The sequence below is a fragment of the Pseudomonas borbori genome (genome assembly GCF_900115555.1).
Lineage (GTDB): Bacteria > Pseudomonadota > Gammaproteobacteria > Pseudomonadales > Pseudomonadaceae > Aquipseudomonas > Aquipseudomonas borbori.
Genome location: NZ_FOWX01000003.1, coordinates 87,124 through 113,154 on the forward strand (window position 1 = coordinate 87,124; position 26,031 = coordinate 113,154).

Annotated in this window: 17 protein-coding genes and 2 pseudogenes; 6 read left to right on the plus strand and 13 right to left on the minus strand. The window is 64.3% G+C overall.

What is annotated here, in order from left to right; genetic code table 11:
- Positions 1 to 143: 143 nt before the first annotated feature.
- A pseudogene (locus BM315_RS03025) lies at positions 144 to 530 on the plus strand (ATP-binding cassette domain-containing protein); the annotation flags it as partial.
- Between the two features lie 627 nt (positions 531 to 1,157).
- Here the strand turns inward: BM315_RS03025 and BM315_RS03030 are convergent.
- Positions 1,158 to 1,562: a TraR/DksA family transcriptional regulator gene (locus tag BM315_RS03030; protein WP_090497689.1), complete on the minus strand. Its 405-nt coding sequence runs from the start codon at positions 1,560 to 1,562 to the stop codon at positions 1,158 to 1,160.
- Between the two features lie 273 nt (positions 1,563 to 1,835).
- Here BM315_RS03030 and BM315_RS03035 point away from each other — a divergent pair, with 273 nt between their 5' ends.
- The gene (locus BM315_RS03035) at positions 1,836 to 2,090 is read left to right on the plus strand and encodes a type II toxin-antitoxin system HicA family toxin (protein ID WP_090497691.1); all 255 of its coding nucleotides are present in this window, start codon (positions 1,836 to 1,838) and stop codon (positions 2,088 to 2,090) included.
- On the plus strand, positions 2,087 to 2,419 hold the full coding sequence (locus BM315_RS03040) for a type II toxin-antitoxin system HicB family antitoxin (RefSeq protein ID WP_090497693.1): 333 nt from the start codon (positions 2,087 to 2,089) through the stop codon (positions 2,417 to 2,419). Before BM315_RS03035 ends, BM315_RS03040 begins: the two co-directional genes overlap by 4 nt.
- Before the next feature lie 123 nt (positions 2,420 to 2,542).
- Here BM315_RS03040 and BM315_RS03045 read toward each other — a convergent pair whose 3' ends face one another.
- From BM315_RS03045 to imuA, 3 genes are read right to left on the minus strand one after another with little or no spacing between them, the layout of a single operon-like run.
- Positions 2,543 to 5,620, minus strand: a complete 3,078-nt coding sequence (locus tag BM315_RS03045; protein ID WP_090497696.1) for an error-prone DNA polymerase — start codon at positions 5,618 to 5,620, stop codon at positions 2,543 to 2,545.
- Positions 5,617 to 7,032: a Y-family DNA polymerase gene (locus BM315_RS03050; protein ID WP_090497698.1), complete on the minus strand. Its 1,416-nt coding sequence runs from the start codon at positions 7,030 to 7,032 to the stop codon at positions 5,617 to 5,619. The genes BM315_RS03045 and BM315_RS03050 overlap by 4 nt, the downstream gene beginning before the upstream one ends.
- Before the next feature lie 7 nt (positions 7,033 to 7,039).
- Positions 7,040 to 7,657, minus strand: coding sequence for a translesion DNA synthesis-associated protein ImuA (gene imuA, locus BM315_RS03055; RefSeq protein ID WP_090497699.1), 618 nt, complete (start codon positions 7,655 to 7,657; stop codon positions 7,040 to 7,042).
- A 1,195-nt stretch (positions 7,658 to 8,852) separates the two neighbouring features.
- On the opposite strand from imuA, the gene BM315_RS03065 reads away from it, so the two are divergent.
- On the plus strand, positions 8,853 to 11,273 hold the full coding sequence (locus BM315_RS03065; protein ID WP_090497701.1) for a bifunctional diguanylate cyclase/phosphodiesterase: 2,421 nt from the start codon (positions 8,853 to 8,855) through the stop codon (positions 11,271 to 11,273).
- Positions 11,274 to 11,377: 104 nt separating this feature from the next.
- Here BM315_RS03065 and BM315_RS03070 read toward each other — a convergent pair whose 3' ends face one another.
- The 3 genes from BM315_RS03070 to gabT form a co-directional block, all read right to left on the minus strand.
- Positions 11,378 to 11,866, minus strand: a complete 489-nt coding sequence (locus tag BM315_RS03070; RefSeq protein WP_090497703.1) for an Lrp/AsnC family transcriptional regulator — start codon at positions 11,864 to 11,866, stop codon at positions 11,378 to 11,380.
- Positions 11,867 to 11,911: 45 nt separating this feature from the next.
- Entirely contained in the window at positions 11,912 to 12,568 is a 657-nt protein-coding gene (locus tag BM315_RS03075) for an HAD family hydrolase (RefSeq protein WP_090497706.1), read from the minus strand.
- Positions 12,569 to 12,649: 81 nt separating this feature from the next.
- Positions 12,650 to 13,948 (minus strand): 4-aminobutyrate--2-oxoglutarate transaminase, encoded by a 1,299-nt coding sequence (gene gabT, locus BM315_RS03080; RefSeq protein ID WP_090497708.1) that lies wholly within the window; start codon positions 13,946 to 13,948, stop codon positions 12,650 to 12,652.
- A gap of 272 nt (positions 13,949 to 14,220) precedes the next feature.
- Between gabT and BM315_RS03085 the strand changes: the two genes are divergently transcribed.
- Together BM315_RS03085 and BM315_RS03090 are read left to right on the plus strand one after the other, a co-directional pair.
- Entirely contained in the window at positions 14,221 to 15,147 is a 927-nt protein-coding gene (locus BM315_RS03085; RefSeq protein WP_090497710.1) for a 2-hydroxyacid dehydrogenase, read from the plus strand.
- A 416-nt stretch (positions 15,148 to 15,563) separates the two neighbouring features.
- Positions 15,564 to 17,681 (plus strand): TonB-dependent siderophore receptor, encoded by a 2,118-nt coding sequence (locus BM315_RS03090; RefSeq protein ID WP_090497712.1) that lies wholly within the window; start codon positions 15,564 to 15,566, stop codon positions 17,679 to 17,681.
- Positions 17,682 to 17,763: 82 nt separating this feature from the next.
- Here BM315_RS03090 and BM315_RS03095 read toward each other — a convergent pair whose 3' ends face one another.
- The 6 genes and pseudogenes from BM315_RS03095 to BM315_RS25370 form a co-directional block, all read right to left on the minus strand.
- Complete coding sequence (locus BM315_RS03095; protein ID WP_090497714.1) at positions 17,764 to 19,815, minus strand: TonB-dependent receptor; 2,052 nt, start codon at positions 19,813 to 19,815, stop codon at positions 17,764 to 17,766.
- Positions 19,816 to 20,107: 292 nt separating this feature from the next.
- Complete coding sequence (locus BM315_RS03100) at positions 20,108 to 20,938, minus strand: substrate-binding periplasmic protein (RefSeq protein WP_090497716.1); 831 nt, start codon at positions 20,936 to 20,938, stop codon at positions 20,108 to 20,110.
- 106 nt (positions 20,939 to 21,044) lie between these two features.
- Positions 21,045 to 22,124, minus strand: a complete 1,080-nt coding sequence (locus tag BM315_RS03105) for a tartrate dehydrogenase (protein WP_090497718.1) — start codon at positions 22,122 to 22,124, stop codon at positions 21,045 to 21,047.
- A 33-nt stretch (positions 22,125 to 22,157) separates the two neighbouring features.
- Positions 22,158 to 23,615, minus strand: coding sequence for an NAD-dependent succinate-semialdehyde dehydrogenase (locus tag BM315_RS03110; protein ID WP_090497720.1), 1,458 nt, complete (start codon positions 23,613 to 23,615; stop codon positions 22,158 to 22,160).
- 280 nt (positions 23,616 to 23,895) lie between these two features.
- A complete protein-coding gene (locus tag BM315_RS25365) occupies positions 23,896 to 24,759 on the minus strand; it encodes a methyl-accepting chemotaxis protein (RefSeq protein ID WP_425287764.1) in 864 nt (287 codons plus the stop codon).
- A pseudogene (locus BM315_RS25370) lies at positions 24,754 to 25,935 on the minus strand (methyl-accepting chemotaxis protein); the annotation flags it as partial. The gene BM315_RS25365 and the pseudogene BM315_RS25370, both read right to left, overlap by 6 nt.
- Positions 25,936 to 26,031: the final 96 nt, after the last annotated feature.

Genomic DNA, 26,031 nt, shown 5'->3' on the forward strand with positions numbered 1-26,031 from the left:
CAACGGTAGAGAAACAATCGAACAGCCTATCTAGCTGGGCTGGCCAGATCAGGGCTTGAAGCAACAGGCAAATAGCTGCATTGCTGGTGCAGTGATGGAGTTGGACAGATCCTTGGTTTTTCTCTTTTATCTTCAGATGCCGCGCCCGGCTGACGGTCTATGAATCGGTGCTGCTGGCACGCAAACAGCTGGTGTCGATTGCACGAACGCTGGTACGCGAACCGGAAATCCTGCTCATGGACGAGCCGACCAGCGCCCTCGATATGCACCGGCAAGTGCAAGTGCTGGACTTCATGCGCGCCCTGGCCAGAAAACGTGAGGTCATAGTGTTCATCGCCATCCACGACCTGAATCAGGCGTTACGCTTTGCCGATCAAGTATTGGTCATCGCCAATGGCACAACCCAGGGCAGCGGCCCCAGCGATGAAGTGATCACCGAGCAGATGCTGCGCAACGTCTACCAGGTCGAGGCACGGATCGAGAAATGCAGCCGCGGACAGCGCCATATCCTGATCGACGGTATGCTTTGATGAAGCTGTCATCTCACATGTAAATAGCGAAAATTCCTCTCAGAGCCAACCCAGTAAACATCCCCTGGCGTTGCCGGGTGCCGCTACCGACCGAAAACTGACCCGGCCGCGGCGACTCACACTCAAGTCCTCACCTAGCCTCGTCCGTCTCATCGCCGTTCGGCGGCATCTCATGAGAAGCCTCCAGGCTAGCCTAAAAGCGCTCGGGGAGGGCCTGAGCTTTGGTTACCCATGTCAAATGGTCACAGGCCCTGGCAATCGCTCCGCTCACGTGCGCTCCTCAAGAATGAATATCACGCCCACTTGATAATTATCATTCTCAAGCCAAAAGCATGCTGAATATACTCGAATCCTTTGGATCCCAACGATCGGGGTCCACATGCCCTCCACGTGGAATGCCAAGTGACATCGACCAGTGCCTCCCGCTTCAAGCGCCTCATACTACTGACAATGCTCGCGTTGGCCTTTGGGCCATGTCTGCCGGCGATGGCCGATACGCAATCCACCGCCCGGTCACGGCTGGTACTGGCAGGTCCGCCAGCCTCGGTTTCGTATCCGCTGCGCCATGCCTGGCGCACAACGACAAAAGGGCCTGATTCAGGCCCTTTTTGCATGTGCGCAAGCCGCTCAGGCCTGACTCATGTGCCGCTCCAGCAACTCTCGGCGTTGCTTGGCCTCGACGGACAAGGCCGTGGTGGGACTCAACAGCAGCCGCTGCAGGCCAATCGGTTCGCCGGTCTCGTCACACCAGCCATAACTACCATCGTCGACCCGCGCCAGGGCTTGCTGGAATGCGGGAAGCATCCTGCGGTCGCGATCGATCAGGTGCAGCAGCGTCATGCGCTCCTCTTCGATAGAGGCGACATCCGCCACATCGATCGGCCGTTCCAGCTCGGCCAGACGCGCCTTGCCGCTCTCGACACGCTCGTTGCACGCGTCCAACTGGGCGAGCAGCAGCGCCTTGAAAAAAGCCAACTGGGCTTCGTTCATGTAGTCGGACTCAGGGGCCGAAAGTAGTTCGTCTCGTGTCATGCCATGCATCCTCTTCACCCATCTGCTCCGCGTTCTGGATAGCTGAGCCCATGCTCATCTCGCCGCTCCAGCGCCTTGTGGGCCAATTATCCTACATTGATCGTCATCGGAGCCAACCAGAATGGCAAAGCACCAAGCCACGGCTACCGACCTTTATCCTTCCCCAAGCCTGATTGATAGCGGAACAACATCGATTCGCCTTGGCGAGAGGCTCAACCGGACAGTGATAGTGCAAGGCACAAACTGCTATCAATATCTGCTAGCACTTACTCCATGAAGAGCCGACACCGCAAAACCCTCGAAGCCATCTTCCGCACGCCGACCAGTGCCGCAGTGGTGTTCTCCGACATCGAAGCCCTGGTTATTCACTTGGGCGGTCAGGTGCTGGAGCGCGAAGGGTCACGGGTCAGGCTCGTACTGGGAGACGTGCAATGGCGCTGTCATCGACCGCCCTCTGGGAAAGAGGCAAAGAAGTACCAAGTAGAAGAGGCCCGCGAGTTCTTGCAGCGGGCAGGAGTTGAACCATGAACAGCATGAGTTACAAGAGCTACACGGCCCGTATCGAGTTTGATGAGCGTGACGACATCTTCGTCGGCCGAGTGCTGGGCGTGCGGGACATCATCAGCTTCCATGCCGACTCGGTAGCTGAGTTGCGCGCCGAGTTCCACTTGGCGGTGGATGACTACCTGGCCGATTGTGCCGAGCGCGAGGTCAGCCCGGAAAAGCCGGCTTCCGGCAAGGTGATGCTGCGCATTCGCCCTGAAGTGCACGCTGCCGCCACCATCGCCGCTCAGGCGGCCGGCAAAAGCCTGAACCAATGGGCGGACGAGGTGTTCGAGCGTGCGGCGCATAGCTGATGCAAATGCCTCCACTGGTCTGCTGAATCAAAGGGTGGCTCACATTACTTCGGACAGGACGACTTGGCTTTCTGGCTGCCCTTGGAGGCAGCCTTTTCCCGCCTGCCGAGCCATCCCCCGGCGTCACTGAAAATCCCGACTGCGCACATCCAGTCCAACCAGCAGCGGCGTCAGGTCGCTCAGACGCCCCGCGATCAGATGACACACACCGTCCTTGGACTCCAGATGGCCATCCACCCGGAGCAATTGCGAGCCGAGCAATACCCGCCGCTGACGCTCGGCGAGATCATGCCAGACCACCACATTGACCATGCCGTACTCATCCTCCAGGGTGACGAAGATCACCCCGCTGGCAGTCTGTGGCCGCTGCCGGCCAATCACCAGGCCGGCCACGCTGACGTTGCGCCCATGCTCGACGCTGAGCAGCTCGCGCGAACTACGGCAGCGTTGAGCCTTGAGCTGGCAGCGCAGTATGGCCAGTGGATGCGGGCCCAGGGTGGTACCGACGGTGGCGTAATCGCTATGCAAATCCTCGCCCACCGTCGGCAATGGCAACGCTACCTGGGTCTCTTCTCGCGCCGGCAGGTTGGCGAACAACGGTGGCTGCACCTCGACACCGGCAACCGCCCAGCGGGCGCTGTGGCGATGCCCGGCCAGGCCGCGTAAGGCGCCGCAATCGGCCAGCAGTTCACGCGCCCGGGCATCGAGCCCGGCGCGGTAGCAGAGGTCGGCGACATCGGCGAAGGGCCGCTCGCGCCGCGAGTCTTCGATGCGCCGAGCATCCTCCTCGCGGAACCCGCGCACCAGGAGCAGGCCCAGACGAATGGCCAAGGTCCCCTCCTGGTCTGGCTCCAGCGAGCAATCCCAGTCGCTGTGGCGTACGTCCAGCGGGCGCACTTCGATGTCGTGACGGCGCGCGTCCTGTAGCACCTGGTCGGGGCTGTAGAAGCCCATCGGCCAACTGTTGATCAGCGCGCAGGCGTAGATGGCCGGCTCGTGGCATTTCAGCCAGCAACTGGCGTAGGTCAGCAAGGCGAAGCTGGCCGCGTGGGACTCCGGAAAACCATAGCTGCCGAAGCCCTTGATCTGCTCGAAGATGCGCGCGGTGAAGTCCGCCGTGTAACCCTTTGCGAGCATGCGTTCGGTCAGGCGCTGGCGATGCGGCTCCAGGCCGCCGTGGCGCTTCCAGGCAGCCATGCAGCGCCGCAACTCATCGGCCTCGCCCGGCGTGTAGTCGGCGGCGACTATCGCCAGTTGCATGACCTGCTCCTGGAACAGCGGAACCCCCAGGGTGCGTTTGAAGACGACCTCGAGTTCCGCGGAGGGATAGACGACCGCCTCCTCGCCATTACGGCGGCGCAGGAAGGGATGAACCATGTCGCCCTGGATCGGCCCGGGGCGGACGATGGCGACCTGGATCACCAGGTCATAGAAAGTCTGCGGCCGCAGGCGCGGCAGCATCGCCATCTGTGCGCGCGATTCGATCTGGAACACGCCGATGGTGTCGGCGCGGCTGATCATCGCGTAGGTGGCGGGGTCTTCCACAGGCAGGGTCGCCAGGGTCCAGCGTTGACCTCGATGACGCACGATCAGGTCGAAGCTGCGGCGCAACGCACTGAGCATGCCCAGAGCGAGGATGTCGACCTTGAGCAGGCCGACCAGGTCGAGGTCGTCCTTGTCCCACTGGATAATGGTGCGCCCGGCCATGGCCGCGTTCTCCACCGGCACCAGGGTATCCAGCGGTTGCTCGGCGATGACGAAGCCGCCGGGGTGCTGCGAGAGGTGACGGGGAAAGCCGATCAGCTCGCCGGTCAGCGCCAGTACCCGGCGCAGCACCGGGCTGTCCGGATCGAAGCCGGCTTCACCTAGCCGCTCGAGCGGCGGTTCCCTATCGCTCCAGCGGCCACAACAATCAGCCAGGGCGTTGACCTGGTCCGGCGGCAGGCCGAGAGCCTTGGCGATATCGCGTACCGCGCCGGCGCCGTGATAGGTGCTGGCGACGGCGGTGAGCGCCGCCCTGCCCCGGCCATAGCGGCGGAAGACGTACTGCAGCACTTCCTCGCGCCGCTCGTGCTCGAAGTCCACATCGATATCCGGCGGCTCGTTGCGCTCCCTGGAGAGGAAGCGCTCGAACAGCATGTTCATGCGCGCCGGGTCGATTTCGGTGATGCCCAGGACGTAGCACACCGTCGAGTTGGCCGCCGAGCCGCGACCCTGGCAGAGGATGCTCTGGGTGCGGGCGAACTGGACGACATCGTGCACGGTGAGGAAATAGCTTTCATACCCCAGCTCGGCGATCAGCCCCAACTCCTTCTCAGCCTGTTCGCGGCACTTCGCCGGTATGCCCTTGGGCCAACGCCAACGCATGCCCTGCTCGGTCAGCTCGCGCAGCCAGGTGGTCGGTGTATGGCCTTCAGGCACCAGCTCGCGGGGGTACTGGTAACGCAACTGGCCGAGGTCGAAGGTGCAGCGCACGGCGATACGCAGCGTCTCGGCCAGCAGCTCCGGCGGGTAGAGCTCGGCCAGCGCCTGGCGTGAACGCAAATGCCGTTCGCCATTAGCGAACAGCCGCTGACCGGCGTCGGCCACCGTGCAGTGGTGGCGGATGGCGGTCATGCAGTCCTGCAGGGCGCGGCGACCACGGGCATGCATGTGCACATCGCCAGTGGCCACCATCGGTATGCCCAGCGTGACGGCCAGTGCCTGCAGACGTGTCAGGCGCTGCGCATCGTCCGCGCCATGGTGCAGTTCCACCGCCAACCACAGGCGCTCGCCGAAAAGGCGGCGCAGCCACGGCCCTGGCGCCGGATCGGGCGCCTCGTCGGCGATCCATAATGCCAACAGCCCCTCCAGCGGTGCGCTGAAATCCTCGCGCAGCAGGCGGTACTCGCCCTTCGCCGCGCGCCGCCGCGCCAGGGTGATGAGCCGGCACAAACGCTGGTAGCCGGCGAGGTTCTCGACCAGTAGCACCAACTTGGGGCCGTCTTCGATACGCATCTCGCTGCCGACGATCAATGGCAGCCCAGTTTCCTTCGACGCTTGCCAGGCGCGCACGATGCCGGCCAGGGTGCATTCGTCGGTGATCGCCAAGGCCCGGTAACCGTGGCGCTTGGCCCGCTCGAACAGCTCACGGGCGCTGGAGGCGCCGCGCTGGAAGCTGAAGTTGGACAGGCAATGCAGCTCGACGTATTCGCCGTTCATGCGAACCAGCCCTGCAACATCAACGGCCCGCTTTCGCCAAGCGGGCGATAGGCCCAGGCACGTTGCCCGGAGCGGGTTTCGATCAGGTAGTAGTCGCGGCGCACATCGCCACCGTCCCACCAACCGGATTCGATGCGCTCGGGGCCAGCCAGGATGCGCGGGGCGGATTCGCGCAGCGGCACGGGTTGGCGCAACAACCAGCCCGGGCGCGGCGGACCTTGCAGGATGGACCCCGGCTCGGCATCGCCAGCCGTCTGCCAGGCATGCTCGGGACGATGGTCGGCCTGGGCGCGCAGGCCCTGTACCGATTCGTCACCCAGGCGCGCGCGCAACCTCTCGCGCAGTTGCTCCCAGGGCAGCGATTGCTGGGGGCGCTCGTCGAACAGTTCACGATGCTCGGGTACGAAGGCCGGCAGCTCGCGCGCCATCAGGCGCACGCCGCGTACCGGGGCAACCACCTGCACCTGCTCCAGGCGGCCGCGCGCCAGTTCGAAGAGCATGGCCGGGTCGCGTTCGGCACTCAGCAGGCCGACCTGGATGATGCTGTCCACGGCCTCCGCATGCTGCAGGTGCAAGGCGAAGCGCTGCACGCCGCTGTCGCGTCCGGCGAGGAAGGCGGCCAGGTCTGCGGTCAGCCGGCGCAACGGGAACAGCAGGGCCTGGTGCGACGCGACCTCGAAGTTCAGCTCGATGCGCACATCGAACTCGTCCGGCGGCACGTAGCACTCCAGGGCCAGCGCACGCTCGCCAAGCAAGGTATCCAGATGCTGCTGCACCTGGACCGGGAAGCGCCGCGCCAAGGTGTCGCGCGGCAAGGCCAGCACCTGACTCAGGGTGCGCAGACCCATACGGGCAAAGGCCGTGGCCACCTCGCGGGCAAGGCCGATGCGCTCGACGGGCATCTTTCCCAGTGTTGCTCGCATGACCTCGTCGCTGGCGATGGCCAGACCGTCATGGGCGTTGGCCAGGATGCGCGCGGCCAGCGGATTCGGCGCGGCGACGATGCGGTGACGAAAGCCCAGGGTCGTTAGCTCCTCGCGCAAGCGCGCCTCGAAACGGGGCCAGGGGCCGAACAGCGCCAGACTGGATTCGATTTCCAGCAGCAGGGTGCGCGGGTAGCACAGGCTGACGTGGGAGCTGAAGCGATAGCCCCAGGCCGCGAGGAACTGCTGCCAGCGTTCGATCTCATCGGGGTCGTACTCGACCAGGGTGAAGTCGTGGGTCAACGCATTGGCCGCGATCAGCGATTGCCCGGGGCGTAGACCGAGCGCACGGGCCGCCGGGTTGACCGTCTGCAGCACCCGGCGCTGCGCCGTACCGGTGACCAGCGCCAACGGCGCGTCGGGATCGCTGCGACGGCGCAGCACGCCATCCAGTGCCAGTTGTGGCAGCACTACACAAGCCCAGCGCATGCTTACCTCACTGCCCCGCCGCAAGCGGGATGGCGGCAGACGGAGGCAAGCCACCACGGCACTTGAGCACACGCACCTGCGCCGGGCGCGCATCGACGGCAATCCGCAACGCCGCCGGCGAGGGGTTGATCGCCTCCTGCAACGGACGATAGGCGAAGGCCAGCGTCTGTCCGGTTTCCGCCGCCACCTGCAGCCGGCGCAGGGCGCGGTCGTCGGCCCGCTGCGGCCAGCACAACACCGCGCCGCAACTGCCCGAGCGCAGGCATTGCTCGCTCGCCCACAGGGCATCACGGCCGCTGGCCTGGATGATCACCAGCCAGCGCAGATCCACTCCGGCGGCCTGCCAGGCCTGCGGGTACGGCACATGGGGCGGCGCCACCAGCACCACCCGCTCGCCACTGCGGGTCAAACGCGCCAGGGTCGGCCACAACAGCTGCAACTCGCCAAGCCCTTCGCCGGGCATGAGGATCTCGCTCAACGCCGATTCCGGCCAGCCACCCGTCGGCAGCAGCGCATCCAGCGCGGCATGCCCGGTGGGCTGGGCACTCGGCGGCAATGGTGTCGACTGAGCTTTCCAGATCCGCCGCTGCTGCAACAGATCATCCAGCGCCACGACAGCGCCCATTAGCCTCGCCTCGCCACTGCCCAGGGAAAACCTGGGGCCAGCGTGGTGTACCAGGACCTGCCCGGCAACGAATGATGTCCATGCCGGACACGGACTGAAGAGGCGGGGGGTTGCCAGGGATCGGGCATATCGGCGAGCTCAAAATAACTGTATTTATATACAGTACACGCAGACCTTGGCCCCATCAATGCCGGCACGAGACCGGCAGACCAGAGGAGGATCAGCCGTAGAATCTTGTGCGGTGCCAGCCGATAACGCTTACAGCTCTCAGACCCGCGCCCATCGGACCAGTCCGCTGCCAGGATCCAACCAGCTTGCGGATATGATTGTCGCGTCATGACCGCTCGCCGTCAGTCGCCACCAGCCGTTTCGCGTCGATTTTGCCTGTTGTGCCCCGTCGCCTCCCCCTTGCTTGCAGCCGGTCACAGATCAGATTCTGGGCAAAATACCGCCCTGCCGGCGAGGAGGCTGTCTCGCGATAATCATCGCTCAAACGGTTGCGGCTGGCCTGTGCAGGGCGCGCGGGGCCGCCTAGGCTGCGCGCACCACTGATAACCCCTGGTGCGCAGGGCGCACCCTACGAGCCGGTATCATCGAACAATCGGGAACAAGGTATTGATGCGAATGGGCCGCTCCTGGCCGCTTTCTGCCGCCACCGTAGACTGCTACGGGTCGACTCCGGCCCGTCACGACCGGCACAGTCGACTCTTATGAAAAGCGTTCCATGAGAGTCGTTATGCAAAGTCGTGGATTATCGCAAGTCGCCGTCTTGATAGTAGTTCAGGGGTAGGCCGCAAGCGGCTTAATCGCTGCTGACGCGGCGGCAAGCTCGACATAATTTCGCGGGCCTCCTGACGTCCCCCGGTGTCAACCTTCGCCGCCCCACGGCGATGCATCTGTTGCAGGCTGGCATCGAGATCGGCGTGGTCGTGCTCTCTGGCTGGGTCACGAGAGTCCGGTGATGCCCCATCAGTACGTCGAGGTCGATCTTGCCATGAACGAAAGGGCGCGGGGCTGGCCAGACTGGTGACGGCGGCCCAACTGATGGACCGCCTGCGGCAGAACTCCGTCGCGGAGTGCCTGCCCGGCCGCTGAGCCGCCGCGGCTGACCACGGTACCGTCCGGCCCGTGGAACCCGGTGTCCGGTCGGCGGCTCTATACTCAAACCAGGTCGTGCATGAGTCGGAGGCGTACCATGCCAGTGCCAGGTTCCGTCAGCCCAGAGCATCCCTATCTCAACCGCGCGTTGCGCACCCTGAGTGGCTGCAACCGGGCGCTGCTGCGCGCCGAAGACGAGGCGACCCTGCTCCAGGAGATCTGCCAGGTCATAGTCGAGCAGGCCGGTTACCGCATGGCCTGGGTCGGCCGCGCCGAGCACGACGCGGCGAAGACGGTCATGCCGGTGGCCCATGCTGGGGTCGAACAGGCCTACGTCGATTCGCTGAACATCTCCTGGGCGGACAATGAACGCGGTCGCGCCGTCACCGGCAGGGCGATCCGCACCGGCCGCCTGAGTCTGGTGCGCAATCTGTTGACCGATCCCAAGACCCTGCCCTGGAGCGAGGGCGCGCGCAAACACGGGATCGCCTCGTTTCTATCGCTGCCGCTGCGGGTCGAGGGCGAGATCTTCGGTGCCCTCGGCATCGGCGCCCCGGAACCCGATGCCTTCGGCGCCCAGGAAGAGGAGCTGCTGACCCAAGCCGCCGAGGACCTGGCGTTCGGCCTGCAGGCCCTGCGCACCAAGGCCAAGCGCGCCCAGGCCGAGCAAGAGATCCAGCGCCTCAACCGCGCCCTGTCGACGCGGGTGGCAGTCAACCATGCGCTGATCCATGCCAACGAGGAGCCCGCGTTGCTCGAGGAAGTCTGCCGGGTACTGGTGGCCGAATGCGGCTACCGCCTGGCCTGGGTCGCCTACCTCCAGGAAGACCCCGCCGAGCCGGAACGCCAGGTCGCCTACGCCGGCGACGATCACGGTTACCTGGCGCGGGCCGAGGTCTGGGCCGGCAGTGCCGAGGGCAAGGCCTACATCCAGCGCTTCGACGCCGAGCTCGCGGCCGGCCGGCCACAGGTCATCCGCAACCTCCTCGATGAACCGGTAGAGGCGCTGAAAGACGTAGCCATCGAGCACGGCATTGCCGCGGTCATAGTGCTGCCGCTGCGGGTCGACGAAGTGCTGATCGGCAAGCTGGTGATCACGGCCGCAGAGAGCGACGCCTTTGACGAGCAGGAAGTCGAGCTGCTGCTGGCCACCGCCAACGATCTGGGCTTCGGCATCGTCACCCTGCGTACCCGGGCCCGGGCGCTGCAGGCCGAAGCGACCATCAGGCGCATGGCTTATACCGACGAGCTGACCGGCCTGCCCAACCGCCTGCGCCTGCGCGAACTGCTGGAGAACGCGATCAGCGAGGCCAGGTACGAGCATCGGCCGCTGGGCCTGCTGCACCTGGAGGTCGGCCGTAGCCAGGAGATCAGCGAGGCCATTGGCTACCGCGAAGGCGACCGCATGCAGCAAGCCATCGCCGCGCGCCTGACCCAGGCGGTAGGTCCAGACACCCCTCTGGCGCGCCTAGGCGAGTGTCAGTACGCGGTGTTGATGCCCAACGGCGGCGCCGAGCAGGCTTCGCAGCTGGCGCAGAAAATCCTGGTGGCGCTCTACGAGCCAATCGACCTGGCCGGAGTGCTCCTCGACGCTCGCGCCAACATCGGCATCGCCCTCTACCCCGGCCACGGCACCGACCCGGACGCCCTGATCTGCCGCTCGGCCAGTGCCATGGATCAGGCCAAGCGCTCCAGCAGTGGTTACGCGCTGTTTCAGGGTGGCCTCGATCGCGAATGCGCCCAGCACCTGACCCTGATGAGCGAACTGCGCCGGGCGATCGAAGGCAACCAGCTGCTGCTGCATTACCAGCCGAAACTGCAGATCGCCACCAACAAGGTCTGCGGCAGCGAGGCCCTGGTGCGCTGGCAGCATCCGCAGCATGGCCTGCTGCCGCCCAACGACTTCATCAAGCTGGCCGAGAGCACCGGGCTGATCACCCCGCTCACCTACTGGGTGCTCGACGCCGCGCTGGGCCAACGCTATGCCTGGCACGAGGAAGGCGACGAGCGGCCGATCTCGGTCAATCTGTCGGCGCACGACCTGCGCGATCCCAAGCTGCTTGAGCGGATTCGCGGCTCCTTCACCACCTGGGGCGCGCAAACGGACTGGATCGAGTTCGAACTGACCGAAAGCGCGCTGATGGAAGACCCGGTGGCGGCGCTGGACACCCTGACCAGGCTGAAGAGCCTCGACACCCGCCTGACCATCGACGATTTCGGCACCGGCTACTCCTCGCTGGCCTACCTGCAGAAGCTGCCGGTGGATTCGCTGAAGATCGACCAGTCCTTCGTCACCCGCATGCTCAGCGATGACGATGACTCGGCGAAGATCATCCGTTCCATCGTCGAGCTGGCGCACAACCTCGACCTCGAGGTGGTCGCCGAGGGCGTGGAGAACCAGGAGACCCTGACCCGCCTGGGCAACTTCGGCTGCGACATCGCCCAGGGCTTCTCCATCAGCCAGCCGATTCCCGGCGACAAGTTCCGCGCCTGGGAAGCGCTGTCGACCTGGCACTGACCAACGCCCGCACGGCCGGTACACCCACACTCACATAGAGGCTCGGTACGCACGGCGCACTCCCCGCCGGTAGCGAGTTGACCATGCAAGCCTTCGGCGGAAATTCAGTGACTCAAGAGTTTACGCAGCGGCACGCCATCCTTGAGTACCGGCGACTTGATGACGATGTAGCTGAAGTACTTGGATATGCCGATGTTCTTGTCCAGCAGCCCCTCCATCACGTCCTGATAGTGCTGAATGCTGCGGGTCATGAAACGTGCCAGGTAGTCATAGCCGCCGCTGATCAAGTGGCACTCGAGCACCTCATCGACCAGGCGGATATTGGACTCGAATTTGGCGAAATCCTCGCGCTTGTGGTCATGCAGGGTGATCTCTGTGAATACCGTGACCGACTCGGTGATCTTGGCCAGATTGAGATGGGCACTGTAGCCGGAGATATAGCCTGCTGCCTCGAGCCGCTTGACCCGCTGCAGGCATGGGCTGGCCGACAGGCCAACGGCGTCGGCCAGACTGACGTTGGTGATGCGACCGTCTTTTTGCAATTCGACCAGAATATTAATGTCGATTCGGTCCAGCTTGACTAAAGCTTCCATCGCGTACCTCTCGATCGCCATTCACAGGCAGTCTTTCTAGCAAAGTCAGCTGCGCAAAGACAGCTGATGTTGCGCCACCAGGTCGGCCATGCTGTTGATGCAATAGTCCGCCGGACATGGCTGAGTATAACGGTTATGGTCACGCTGAATCAGGCACAAGCCGGCAGATGTGGGCGACTCGATGGGGTACCTGGACACCTGCAGGATCTCTTCGGCTTTGAGGTCGTTGGCGAGCAGCCAGGCACGGTCCTCCAGTGGCTTGCTGGCCGGGGAAAGCAGATCTTCGGGCATGATCCCCAATCGTTCGCAGAGCGGTTCGCGATCCTCGGCATCACGGTCGCCATGCACCAACAGGCGATAGAACTTGCGCAGATACAGCATGGCGCCGGGCGCGTCTTCGAACAGCGACCAGTTGCGTACCGAACGGGCGAAGGTCATCCCCTCCTCCCAGCTGACCTTGCGCCCCAGGCGCTCGGCCAATTGACGATGGGCGAAGCACAACAAGCCACCGAAACCCAGTTCGGGGAAACGTGGATAGAGCGCACGTACCGCTTCGTTGAACTCGGTCAGTACCTCTTCCCGTCCCAGCATGCCGGGACGGTTTTCCAGCAGCGGCTGCAAGGCCGTCCAGATACCGGAACCCCGATCGACCAGAACGTCGTCGCAGTCGATCAGCAGCGCACGATAATCAGTCAGGTCCATGGCTCTCGCCTCCTCTAATACATTTCATCAACCCATGCTCCCCGGTCGGCGCGAACCCGCAGGCGCCGACCGAGACTTGGCTCAACTCAACACGCGTGCCAGGGCCGCCTCGAGAATCTCCAACGCTTCGTCGATCTGCGCCTCTTCGGCGACCAAAGGCGCGAGGAAACGCAGCACGTTGCGGTACACGCCGCACTTGATCACCAGCAGACCGCCATTGCGCGCCTCGTCGATCAGCTTCTGATTGAGTTCGGCATCGGGGCTGCGCGCCGCATCGTCCTTGACCAGTTCGATCGCCAGCATCAGGCCGGTGCCGCGTACGTCACCGATCTGCTGCGGGTAACGCGCCTGCAGGCGCTGCAGGCCCTGACGCAGGCGCTCGCCCAACTTGGCGCCGCGTGCCAGCAATTGTTCCTGCTCGTAGGTCTCGATCACCGCCAAGGCCGCCGCGCAAGCCAGGGCGTTACCGCCGTAGGTGCCACCGAGGCCACCAGGGGCTGGCGCGTCCATGATGTCCGCACGACCGACCACGCCCGAGATCGGCAGGCCAGCGGCCAGGCTCTTGGCCACGGTAACCAGATCCGGCTGAATCCCAGCGTGCTGGAAACCGAACCAGGTGCCGGTGCGGCCGAAGCCGGTCTGGACTTCATCGAGAATCAAGACGATGCCATGTTGCTCGGTCAGCGCCCGCAGCGCGCGGAGGAACTCGACTGGCGCAGAGAGGAAACCGCCGTCGCCCTGTACCGGCTCGATGATGATCGCGGCGACGCGGTCCGGGGAAACCTGGGTGGCGAACAGCTCGTTGAGGGCCTGCAGGGCCATCTCGCTGGTGAAACCGCGATAGGCATTCGGGTACGGCGTGTGAAATACCTCGGGGGCCATGCCGAAGTTCTGCTTATAGGGCTGGCTCATGCCGGTCAGGGTGGTACCGAGCAAGGTACGGCCGTGGAAGCCGCCACGGAAGGAGATGACCGCCGGGCGCTTGGTATGGGCGCGGGCAATCTTCACCGCGTTCTCCACCGCTTCCGCACCCGAGGTGAACAGCGCCGCTTTATGAGCGATGCCACTGGAGCCACCAACCAACTCGCACAGGCGTTGTACCAGATCGAGATAGGGCTGATAGGCCACCACCTGGAAACAGGCGTGGGTGACTTTCTGCATCTGCGCCTGCACCGCCGCTACCACCTTCGGGTGGTTGTGACCGATGTTCATCACACCGATGCCACCGACGAAATCCAGGTAACGCCTGCCCTCCACGTCCCAGACTTCGGCGCCCTGGGCCCGATCGATCACCAGCGGGTGGGCAGTGACCAGGCCACGCGGCACGAACTGATCACGCTGCTGGAGCAGATAAGGGGTTTCTTCGACTTTACTGTTCATGGCATCTCCCATAAGTGAGCCCGGCAACCGGGAGGCGGCTGCGATGTGCTTCAGGTTAAGGCTTCGACGCAACGCTCTAAGCCGAACTTGGCCCCTGAGAAATCCGGATCGACTGTTTTCACCCCGGCAAACGGCAGAATCCTTCAATCCACGGAATCTGCCGGAATCCGCGCTATACAAACTTACGCAATGCGTTTGCCGCGGCTCTTTCGACATTTACTGCTTTGCCGCTCGGGCATGCTGGTTATTTCCGTTCATATGAGGAACAGCCCATGGCTCTGCTCTACAAAGCCGACCCGGTGCGCGGCGAACAGTGGCAAGCGCTGTTCGCCGAACAGGCCGCGGATATCGAATGGCGCGCCTGGCCGGATATCGGCGATCCCCGTGACATTCGCTATCTGGCGGCCTGGCAGGCGCCGGACGATCTCGAAACGCTGCTGCCGAACCTGCAGGTGCTGTTCGCCCTGTCGGCAGGCGTCGATCAGCTCGACCTCGGCCGCTTGCCGGCGAGCTTGCCGGTGGTGCGTTTGCTCGACCCGGGCATCACCCAGGGCATGTGCGAATACGCGAGCTTCGCCGTGCTCGGCCTGCATCGGGAGATGCTGCGCTATCGTCAGCAGCAGGCCGAAAAGCACTGGCAAGCGCACCGGCTGGTGCCCGCGTCGAAACGCCGGGTCGGGGTCCTCGGTCTCGGCCTGCAGGCCCGGCAGATACTCGCCAGCTTGCAACCCTATGGCTTCGCCCTGTCGGGCTGGGCGCGCAGCCAGCACCGCATACCCGGAGTCGAGTGTTTTGCCGGCGCCGAGCAACTGCCGGCCTTCCTCGGCCAGTGCGACATTCTGCTGTGTGTCCTGCCGCTGACCGAGCAGACCCAGGGGATTCTCAACCGCCAGTTGTTCCAGCACCTGCCCGAAGGCGCCGCCCTGGTCAATATGGGCCGTGGCGGTCACCTGGTGGAGGAGGATTTGCTCGCAGCCCTGGCCAGCGGCCAGCTCAGCGCCGCGGTGCTCGACGTGCTGCAACAAGAACCCGCCGCGCCGGACCATCCCTTCTGGCAACACCCGCAGATCCTGCTGACGCCGCATATCGCCGCGATGACCCAGCCGGAAAGCGCGTTCGGCGTGTTGCTGGACAATATCCGCCGGCATCAACGCGGCGAGCCGATGCTCGGGCAGATCGACCGCAAGCAGGGCTACTAATGGCTATGTAGCCGTTATGTGTTGAAACCTGTGGGCCCGCTAGATAATGCCTGGGGCTGCGATGCCTTGTGGAGGCGCGCCCCGCGGCGAATGCAGCCCGCAGGGCTGCCCGCTCAGCGGTTCGCGGATACAGCGAAAAGCTCGCGCGCTGACCGAGTAAGGCGCGCGGCCCGCCACGCGCAGTGCGCGCTCGACGCACTGTGACAGAAGCCAACGCAAGATCGAGCCCCTCCCCCGCGTGCAGAAAAGATTCTGCCGAATATCCCTCGCATACGGCAGCGCCAGATCGTTTTCACAGCCTAAACGACAACAGCTATCGGGCCAGCCAAGAATAATAGTCAAAAAAATAATGATTCTTATTTGATTTAATATTCAAATAAAATCAATGCCCTACCCATCCAAGGAACCCGACATCAATGCGCCTTACCCCCATGGGGCTCTGCCTCCTCCATGCTCTCTCGCCTGTCGCCTGGGCCGAGCAAGCAAGCGAAAAAGACGCCTCTTCGTTGCAGCTTGAATCCATGGTTATCCGCTCGGAACGTGCCGACGGCCCGGTGGACGGCTACCGGGCCACCCGATCGGCCAGTGCGACCCGCACCGACACTGCACTGCACGAAACGCCGCAGTCGGTTAGCGTCATCCCCCGGGATGCGATCGAGGACAGCGGTGCGACTCGCCTGCGCGATGCGCTCGACTACGCCGGCGGGGTCGGTCGGGCCAACAATTTCGGTGGCCAGGGCCTGACCACCTTCACCGTGCGCGGTTTCACCACCGGCGAGTTCTATCGCAATGGCTTCCCCATCAACCGCGGTTACCCGAACGCACCGGACGCTTACACCATCGAACGCCTCGAGGTGCTACGCGGCCCGGCCTCGGCCCTCTACGGCCGGGGCGATCCGGGCGGCACCTTCAACGTGGTCACCAAGCGGCCCCAGGCCGAAACGCAAGTGACGCTCGGCAGCCAGCTCGACGACCAGGGCCTGCAGCGCGCGACCCTCGACGCAACCGGGGCCCTGGATGAACAAGGCCAGCTGACCTACCGCCTTAACCTGCTGGGCGAAGGCGGCGAGACCTTCCGCGAGCATGTCGAAACCGAGCGCTACGGCGTGGCGCCGGTGCTCAGCTGGCAGCTTTCCGATGCCACGCGCATCACCCTGGAAGGCGACTTCATGCGCAACAACCATCCGCTGGATCGCGGCCTGACCCGCTTCCCCAACCAGGCCGGCAACGCCTCGCGCGATACCAATGTCTGGGAGAAAGGCAGCGACAACCTCCTGCACAACGACAACGAGATGCTGCAGCTGCGCTTCGAGCATTGGCTCAACGACAACTGGACGCTGGCCGGCGGGGTGCAGCAGCTGAACGGCACCCTGCAAGGCAATGCGGTGGAAGCCAACGGTCTGCAGACCGATGGCCGCACCCTGGGACGCAACTTCAGTTACCGCGAGCTGGAGTGGAGCGACCGCGATGTGCAGCTGAACCTCACCGGCTACTTCAACGCCCTGGGCCTGCAACACACCCTGCTCACCGGCGTCGAGTACGAGGACTTCCACTACAAGTCGCTCATTCGGCGCTCCAGCGGAGCGCTCACCGCCTACCCGATCGATATCTTTGCTCCGGTACTGGGCCAGCCGCGCCCGGCATTGACCCGCACCACGACCCACGACAAGGAAAATCTCAAGACCTGGGCCGCCTTCGTGCAGGATCAGCTGACCCTCAGCGAGCAGCTCAAGGTCCTCGCCGGCGTGCGTATCGAGCGCTTCGAGCACGACTACCGCAATTACCTGCCGGGCAGCCGCAGTTGGGACATGGCCGACAATGCCGTAACCCCGAGGGCCGGGTTGATCTACGACCTGACCGACAGCCTGGCCGTCTATGCCAACGCGGCGCGTTCCTACAAGCCCAACAGCGGCGCCAGCCGTCTCGGCGGCGGCTTCGAGCCCGAGCAAGGCAAGTCCTACGAAGTCGGGGTGAAGTGGCAAGCGCTCGACCGGCAGCTGAGCGTCGATGCCGCGGTTTACCACATCGTCAAGCAGAACGTCCTGACCCTGGATCCGCTCGACCCGACCTTCAGCGTCGCGGCGGGCGAGGTACGCAGCCGCGGTTTCGACCTGAATGTGGCCGGCAACATCACGCCCGAATGGCGCATGATCGGCGGTTACGCCTTCGTCGATGCCGAAGTGAGCAAAGACAACAGCCTGCGCCCCGGGACGCGGCTGGCCAATATTCCACGCAACAGCTTCAGCCTGCTGAACGTCTATGAGTTCCAGGACGGTGCCGCCAAGGGCCTGGGGCTGGGCCTGGCGGTGAAGCACGTCGACGAACGCGCCGGCCAGACCAGCGCGACCGCCTACGACATGCAGGGCTATAGCGTCGTCGACCTGCTGAGCTTCTACCAGCTCAACGAACAGGTGCGCCTGAACCTGGATGCGAAGAACCTGTTCAACGAGGAGTACGAGGAAGGCGCGTGGAACCTCTACGCCTACCCGGGAGCGCCACGCACCGTGCAGCTCGGCATCGCCTACACATTCTGATCTGCCAGCGAGTCCTGCATGGCCCCTGCCAGATGCTGTGGCAGGGGCGCCATGGTGGAATGTGCTTGTCGTCCGCGCTCGACTACAGCTTCAGATTGACGGACAGGTAGGCCGAACGACCGGGGGCCGGCGAGAACATGGGCTGGTCGTCGCCACCCCAGAAGAAATTGTCGTACCACACGTATTCGTACTCGTAGTTCGTCAGGTTCTTCAGCTGCAGGTCGAGGCTGGTGGTGTCGGACAGCTGATAGCGCACGTTGGCGTCCAGCACCGCGAAGCCGCCGTATTTGCCTTGCTCGTTCGACTCCTCGATGTAGTAGTCGCCTTGCGCGCGGGCCTGCAGGCCGAAGCGCCAGGCGTGGTTGAATTGATAGTCGACGCCCGCGTTGCTGATGTAACGCGGCGTGGAGAACACCTCCTTGCCGGCCAGCGACTGCCCGCCCGCGGTGAAGGCGCTGACCACCTTGGCCTCCTGGATGGCGTGCGAGCCCCATACCGTCCACTGCTCGTTGAGCTGCGCGGTGAGCTGCATGTCGATGCCGCGCCGCTTAGTTTCGCCCAGGCCGACCGTGGTGCCGGTGGCGGGCATATTGGCCACTTCGTCGGTGGCCTCCTGCTGCCACACGGCAATGCGCGCTTCGGCGCCGGCGAAGGGTTTGAACTTCACGCCCACTTCCTTGCCGGTGTTGATCGACGGGTCGAATTCGGCCTGCCCGGCGGTCAGGTAGGCCGGGGCGGTCGAGCCGGTGAGAATCTGGAAGGTGCGCCCCCAGTTGGCGTAGACGTTGATGTCCGGCGTGACGCTGTACACCACGCTGAACTTGGGCTGTTCGATCCAGCCGTAGTCCTGCAGTTCGGCTGTCACGCCGTTCTGCAGCTCGGTATTGCCGGAGAACCTGTCGACCCGGAAGGCCGGGATGATCTTCAGCGACTCGATGGGCTGGATGATTGCCTGGGCATAGGCACCGGTGTTGTACAGGGTGTAGCTGTCGTCGTTCTGCGTGCGCGCCGGGGTGGCATCGAAATCGGTAGGGATGGCGAAGTTGTAGCGGTAGCGGCGGTACTCGTTGTCCTGCTGCTCGTAGTTGATGCCGCCATCCAGGGTCAGCATCTCGTGGGCGCGCCAGGTCAGGTTGCTCAGCACGCCTGTCTGCCGCTCCTGCCACTGGCGGCGCTGGCGCGGCGCATTGCCGACCGGGACGCTGGTGAAGGTGATGGTGCGGTCGTCGTCGTAGCTGTTGAAGTGCAGCTTGTTGCTCAGACTCAGCTCATCGCTGAGCTGGAAATCGGCATGGACGCCGAGGTGTTTCATGTCACGGTCGTCGCCGTCGTTGGCGTTCTTTTCCGGCGACTGCGAGCGGCTTGCGGCCAGTTCCTGCGCGGTGAGAAAGCCCGGCTCCTCGGCCTGATGGTGATAGAGACGGGCGACCAGGCCGAGCTTCATGGTCTGCTCGTCATCGCTGACGAACCACTTGCCGCCCAGGGAATACTTGTTGGACTGGCTGTTGTCACGGAAGCCGTCGGAGTCCTGCTTGGCCAGGAAGTAGTTCTGCGCGAAGTTGCCTTCCTCATGGCCCACCGCCAGCTGGAATTCGCGGGTGTCGAAGCTGCCGTAGGTCAGGCGGCCATCGGTGTAGTTGCCCCCCTGGCGGGTGGCGAAGTTGATGTTGCCGCCGATGTTGTGCAGGCCATAGCGCGGGTCGTTGGTGCCGCGCACCACCTCGATATAGTCGAGATCCAGCGGGAAAATCATGTCGATGAAGCGTTGGTTGCCGCTGTTGACGTTGCTCGGCACGCCGTCGATCAGCGTCTTGATGCCGTTGATGTAGCCCTCGCCGTTGAAGGCACGGAAGGTCACCTTGCCGGACTCGGCGCCCATGCGCGTCTCGGTCAGCTGAATGCCGGGCATCTGGCCCAGCAGTTCCCAGCTGTTCATCACGGTTTTGTCCTCGATCTTGTCGAAGCCCATGATGTCGACCGAGGTCAGGATGCTGGTGGTGTTCAAGGCTCCACTGGCTTTGGACGTGACGTAGACGTCACCCAGGGTAGTGGTGGAGTTGCCGGACTGGGCGGCGTAGAGGTCGGTGGTGACTAGGGCGGTCACGACCGCGAGGGAGGCCGATGTGGCTTTCATGCGCGCTCCTGGTGTTGGTTTTCTGAGGGGAGTGGTTTGGATCTGTCGATTCGTGCTTGCGTCAGGCCTGGCTCGGATGGCGGAGGTCGCGCACGTTTTCTGTCGCCTTCTGAACCCGGTATGGAGCAGCTGGGTCGCGTTGGCTTTTCGATAAAGCCGATAGGCCGAGGGCTCCAGGCTAGAGCGTTATAGCCGGCAAAAAAGATGTTATACCGTAACAAAATAAACTCGCTGTTTCAGCTCGTAATACTGCTGAAATGCAGATGGAAACCCGGGCCCGTTGGTGCGGCCGCTAGATTCCGGCAGACCGTAGGTGAAGCGCATAGATCGCGTCATAACGACTGACGATGCGGTAGATGACGCCCTCCCGCTCGAGGTCGGTCAGGACGGCGTCGAGGCGTTGCTTGAAGTCTTCCTTGTAGGGATAGGCCTGCGGATTGCGACGGGTATAACCGAGGTGCCCCTCCTCCCCGGTGAGCCAGGGCCCCTCGACTATCCAGCTGAGGCCGTTGTCGCCGAGGACGCCGTCGCTGTGCATCCGCTCCAGCTCCCAGAGGACCGCACGGCGATCGTTGATATAGGCGTCCAGTCGCCCGCGATAGAGCATGGCCAGGCTGGTGCGGTTGTCCTTGCCGTAGACCTGCTGCAGTTCGCCCCTGGCCAGCATGCGCTGGTAATCCTGGTCCGGGATGTTGATGAAGCCGCTGTTCTGGCCGATGCGCAGGCCGCCATAGGCCTGCGGGAATCGCTCGTCCGGGAGTGTGCGCGCCACCTCGGCACGCAGGAAGACCACCAGTTTTTCTCTCAATATGGGCCGCGAGTAGTCCATCCACGGCCGCTCTGCGGGCCGGTGGTAAGGCGGGTAGAGCGCAAAGGCGCGGCCCTTGGCCAATTCCGCCAGCGCCCGCGCCCACGGCAAGGGACGGATGTGCACGCGGTACTCCGGCATGCGGGCGAAGGCCACGCGCAGGATATCCTGGTACAACCCCCTGGCCTGATAGCCCTCGGCATAGCTGTACGGCGGGTAGCCGGCGTCGCAGAGAATGGTCACCTCGATGGGCGGGCTCGCCCAGCTGCCGGCATGCAGCACGCACGCCAGCAGCCCGATCAACAACCTATGCATATCCAGCCCTCGAACGGCGCGACCGCTGCCGAATCTCACGCAAAAAAAAGCCCGCAGTGTGGACGGGCTAAAAAGGGTGACACACCAACACAAGCTAGGTAGGCGCTCAGAGCGCCGCGGCGATCGCCTTGCCGACGTCCTGGGTCGAACCCTGGCCGCCGAGATCGGGGGTGATCGGGCCTTCGGCGATGATCCGCTCGATGGCCTTGAGGATGCCGTCGTGGGCGGCGCGGTAGCGCTCATCGCCATTGCCGAGGAAGTCCAGCATCAGCGCGCCGGACCAGATCATCGCGATCGGGTTGGCGATGTTGCGGCCGTAGATGTCCGGGGCCGAACCGTGCACCGGCTCGAACAGCGAGGGGAAGCGCCGCTCGGGGTCCAGGTTGGCCGACGGCGCGATGCCGATGGTGCCGGCGCAGGCCGGGCCGAGGTCGGAGAGGATGTCGCCGAACAGGTTGGAGGCCACCACCACATCGAAGCGGTCCGGCTGCAACACGAAGCGCGCGCAGAGGATATCGATGTGCTGTTTGTCCCAGGTGATTTCCGGGTACTTCTCGGCCATCGACGCGGTGCGCTCGTCCCAGTAGGGCATGCTGATGGAGATGCCGTTGGACTTGGTCGCCGAGGTCAGGCGCTTGCGCGGACGGGTCTGGGCCAGGTCGAAGGCGAACTTGAGAATGCGGTCGACGCCGCGGCGGGTGAACACCGCCTCCTGCAGCACCAGCTCGTTCTCGGTGCCCTCGAACATCTTGCCGCCCACCGAGGAGTATTCGCCCTCGGTGTTCTCGCGGATCACCACGAAGTCGATGTCGCCCGCCTCGCGCCCGGCCAGCGGGCACGGCACGCCGGGGAACAGGCGCACCGGGCGGATGTTCACGTACTGGTCGAAGTCGCGGCGGAACTTGAGCAGCGAGCCCCACAGCGAGATGTGATCCGGCACCTTGTCCGGCCAGCCCACGGCGCCGAAGTAGATGGCATCGAAGCCTTTCAACTGCTCGAACCAATCGTCGGGCATCATCTGCCCGTGCTCCAGGTAGTAATCGCAGTGCGCCCAATCGAGCACTTCGATGCTCAGATCCAGATCCCACTTGCGCGCCGCCTGCTCCAGTACCCGCAGCCCCTCGGGCAGCACTTCCTTGCCGATGCCGTCGCCGGCGATCGCGGCGATTTTGAATGTCTTGCTCATGTCGTCACCTTGTCGAATTCGCGTCAATCAGGCCTACAGCCCACCGATATGGAAGGCTTTGACTTCCAGATACTCGTCCAGGCCGTACTTGGAGCCTTCACGGCCCAGGCCGGACTGCTTGACGCCGCCAAACGGTGCCACCTCCATGGAGATGAGCCCGGTATTGAGGCCGACCATGCCGAACTCCAGGGCCTCGCCGAAGCGCCACGAGCGGCGTAGATCCTGGGTGAAGAAGTACGCGGCCAAGCCATAGGGCGTGGCATTGGCCAAGGCCAGCGCTTCAGCCTCGTCGGTAAAGCGCATCAGCGGTGCCACTGGGCCAAAGGTTTCTTCGTTGGCCAGCAACATGCCGGCATGGGCCTCGCCGAGCACGGTCGGCTCGACGAACTGGTCGTCGCCCGCGGGAATACCACCGCAGAGCAAACGGCCGCCTTTACTCAGGGCATCGTCGATATGCTTGGCGACCTTGCTCACCGCCGCCGCGTTGATCAGCGGGCCGGTGGTCACGCCCTGCTCCAGGCCGTTGCCGACCTTGAGCTTGCCGACCTCCTCCACCAGACGTTGGGCGAAGCGCTCGTAGATGCCCTCCTGCACCAGGATCCGGTTGGCGCAGACGCAGGTCTGTCCGGCATTGCGGAACTTGCTCTGCATGACCCCGGCCACCGCCTGTTCCAGGTCGGCGTCGTCGAATACGATGAAGGGCGCGTTGCCGCCCAATTCGAGGCTGAGGCGCTTGATCTGATCGGCGCTCTGGCGCATCAGCAAGCTGCCCACTGCGGTCGAGCCGGTGAAGGAAATCTTGCGCACCGTCGGGTTGCCGGTCAGCTCTTCGCCGATACCCACCGGCATGCCGGTGACCACGTTGAACACCCCGGCAGGAATGCCGACCCGCTCGGCCAGCACCGCCAGCGCCAGCGCCGACAGCGGGGTCAGGTCCGAGGGCTTGACGATCACCGGGCAGCCGGCCGCCAGGGCCGGCGCGCACTTGCGGGTGATCATCGCGTTAGGGAAGTTCCACGGGGTGATAGCGGCGCAAACTCCGACCGGCTGCTTCAGGGTCAGCAGGCGGCGGTCGCCACTGGGCGCCGGAATGGTCTCGCCGTAAATCCGGCGGGCCTCCTCGGCGAACCATTTGACGAAGCTGGCCCCGTAGCGAATCTCGCCCTGGGCTTCATGGAGCGGCTTGCCCTGCTCGCAGGTCATGATCAAGGCCAAATCGTCGAGGTTATCGAGCATGGCCTGATACCAACGCTCCAGCAGCGCCGCGCGTTCGGCGGCCGGGCGCGCCCGCCAGGCCGGCCAGGCGCGTTCGGCGGCCTCGATGGCGCGACGGGTTTCGCCGCCTTGCAGAGCCGGCACCCGCGCCAGGCATTCGCCGTTGGCCGGGTTGATGACATCCAGGGTGGCTGCGTTATCGGCAGCGATCCACTGCCCGTCGATATAAGCGAGTTCTGCCAGCAGGCTGGGGTCTTTCAGACGATTCTTGAGCATGATCGAGTCCTGTTCCGAGACAGCTTCCAGTTTATTCAGCGGCTACAGACGAGGATGCTGAAAGCGCTCGCCCAGCAGCGTTGGATTGCTGAATATCGGCCGGCGACGGCAGGCTCTACTGGGTGTGCGGGTTGCGTGGCGGGCGCGCGGCTGCGGGAGGGGCTGCGGGTGTCGCGGCACGAATAAAATGTCGCTTCTGTGGGAGGGGCTTTAGCCGCGACTCTTTCAGTACCTTCAAGGTCAATCGCGGCTAAAGTCCCTCCCACGCATGCCTGGTATGTCAGACGTTGAAGTGTTTGATCATCCCGCTCAGCTCGCTGGCCAGGCCGGCGAGTTCCAGGCTGGAGGTGCGGGTCTGGTAGGCCCCGGCCGTGGTCTGCAGGGAAACATCGCGGATATTGAGCAAGTTACTGTCCACCTCGCGGGCCACGTAGGATTGCTCTTCGGTGGCGCTGGCGATGCTCAGGTTGCGTTCGTTGATCTGGCCGATCGCCTCGACGATGGCAGTCAAGGCAGTGCCCGCGGCGCGCGCGAGTTCCAGGGTGTCCCGGGTTTTCTCATTGCTGCTTTGCATGGCGCGCAGAGCGCCCTGGCTGCCCTGCTGCACCGAGCCGATGATGGTCTCGATTTGCTTGGTCGATTCCTGGGTTCTTTGCGCCAAGGCTCGCACCTCGTCCGCTACCACGGCGAAGCCACGCCCGCTTTCGCCCGCGCGGGCGGCCTCGATCGCCGCGTTCAAGGCCAATAGATTGGTCTGCTCGGCGATGCCGCGGATCACATCCAGCACCGAGCCGATACCGCCTATCTGGCACGCCAGGGCTTGCAGGGCGTCGGCGGTATGCACCATGTCGCCGGTCAGCGACTCGATGGCGCCAACCGTGCGGGTGACGCTGCCCTGGCCCTGACGGGCGCAGCGGTCGGCAGCCTGGGACACCTCCGAGGCCGAGGCGGCATTGCGCGCCACCTCTTCGATCGCAGTGGTCAGTTCGGTGACCGCGGTCACCGCCTGATCGAGCTCCCCGCTCTGCCGCTGCAGCCCGCGGCTGGTGTCCTCGGTCACCGTGCTCAAGGCCGCGGAAGTCGAGTTGAGCTGCTCGGCGGAATTCACCACCTGGGTGACGGTGCCGCGCAGGTCCGTTTGCATGCGCTGCAATGCCTGCAGCAGACGTGCCGCTTCATCCATGCCGGCAGTATCGAGGGTCTGGGTCAGGTCGCCCTTGGCGATCCGCTCGGCCGCGGCCATGGCCATGGACAACTGTTGCAGCAAGCGCAGGACGATCAACGCCGCCAGCGTGCCGCCGACCAGCAGCAGCGCCAGCAGGCCGGCGGACATCAGCAGCAGATGCTGCCGGTGGCGGTCACGCCGCTCGCTCAGCCTCTGCTCGAGCAGCGCCAATGCGGAGTCGCCAAGCGCGTGCATGGCATCGATCGGCCGATCATAAGCGGCCAGGTAGTCCGCGACCGGGTAGGTCACCTTCAAGCCGCCACCACCAGCGGAAAAATCCATCTCGGTGACCGAGATCAGTTGCTGATCGGTCAATACCAGAGCCAGTCGGCTCTGCTCGCGCAGCGCCGCCAGCGGTTGCTCCAGCAGGGCGGCGCTCGCCGGATCGGCGGCAGCGGCCTTGGCGAAGGCCCGGCCCATCCTGTCGGAGCTGGCCAGCGCCTGGGCGGTCAGCCCCATCAAGGCACCCTGTTGCTCCGGCAGAATACGTCCCTGCACCAGATACAGGGCACCGAAGCCGCGCAATTGGCCGAACAGCTCGGCGGTTTGCGGCAGCTCGATCAGCGCCGCGTTCATCAGCGAATAGGTTTCCAGAAGCGGATCCAGGGACAGCTCGGAATGATCGAGCAAGGCATCCTCGATCAGCAGGCTGGAGGCGATCAGTTGCGTATGCCGTTGCAGGCTCGGCCTGGCCTTGATGTTGCCCTGGCCGATCTCTTCGGACAGTGCCTGCCATTGCTCGCGCACCTGCTGCCAGTCGCTCAATAGATCCGCTTCGACCTCGGCCGCGCGTAGTATCTGCTCGCTCGCCTCGAAGGCACGCTGCAACTCGGCCTGCTTGGCCAGGCGGGCCTGCTGCAGGCTGCTGTCACCGCCGAGGATGGTGGTGGCCAGACCGCGATGCTGCTGGGTCAGCGCGACCAGGTGCAACAGCGCCTGCACCGGCGCAATACCCCGCAACTCACGCTCGGCCTGACGTCCGCTATTCAGCGCACCCAGCACGTAGAGGATGGTCGGCACGACGATCAGGGCCAGGACCAATGCACCGAGCAAGACGAACTTGCCGGAGAAGGAAAGACGTTCGAGGGCTTTCATGGAAGGACTCCCAGCGTGTTGTCAGGACGCGCGAGGCGGCTCGGCAGTCCCGCTTTTATGATTATTTTTTTTCTATGTGCCAATTACGTGTTGCGT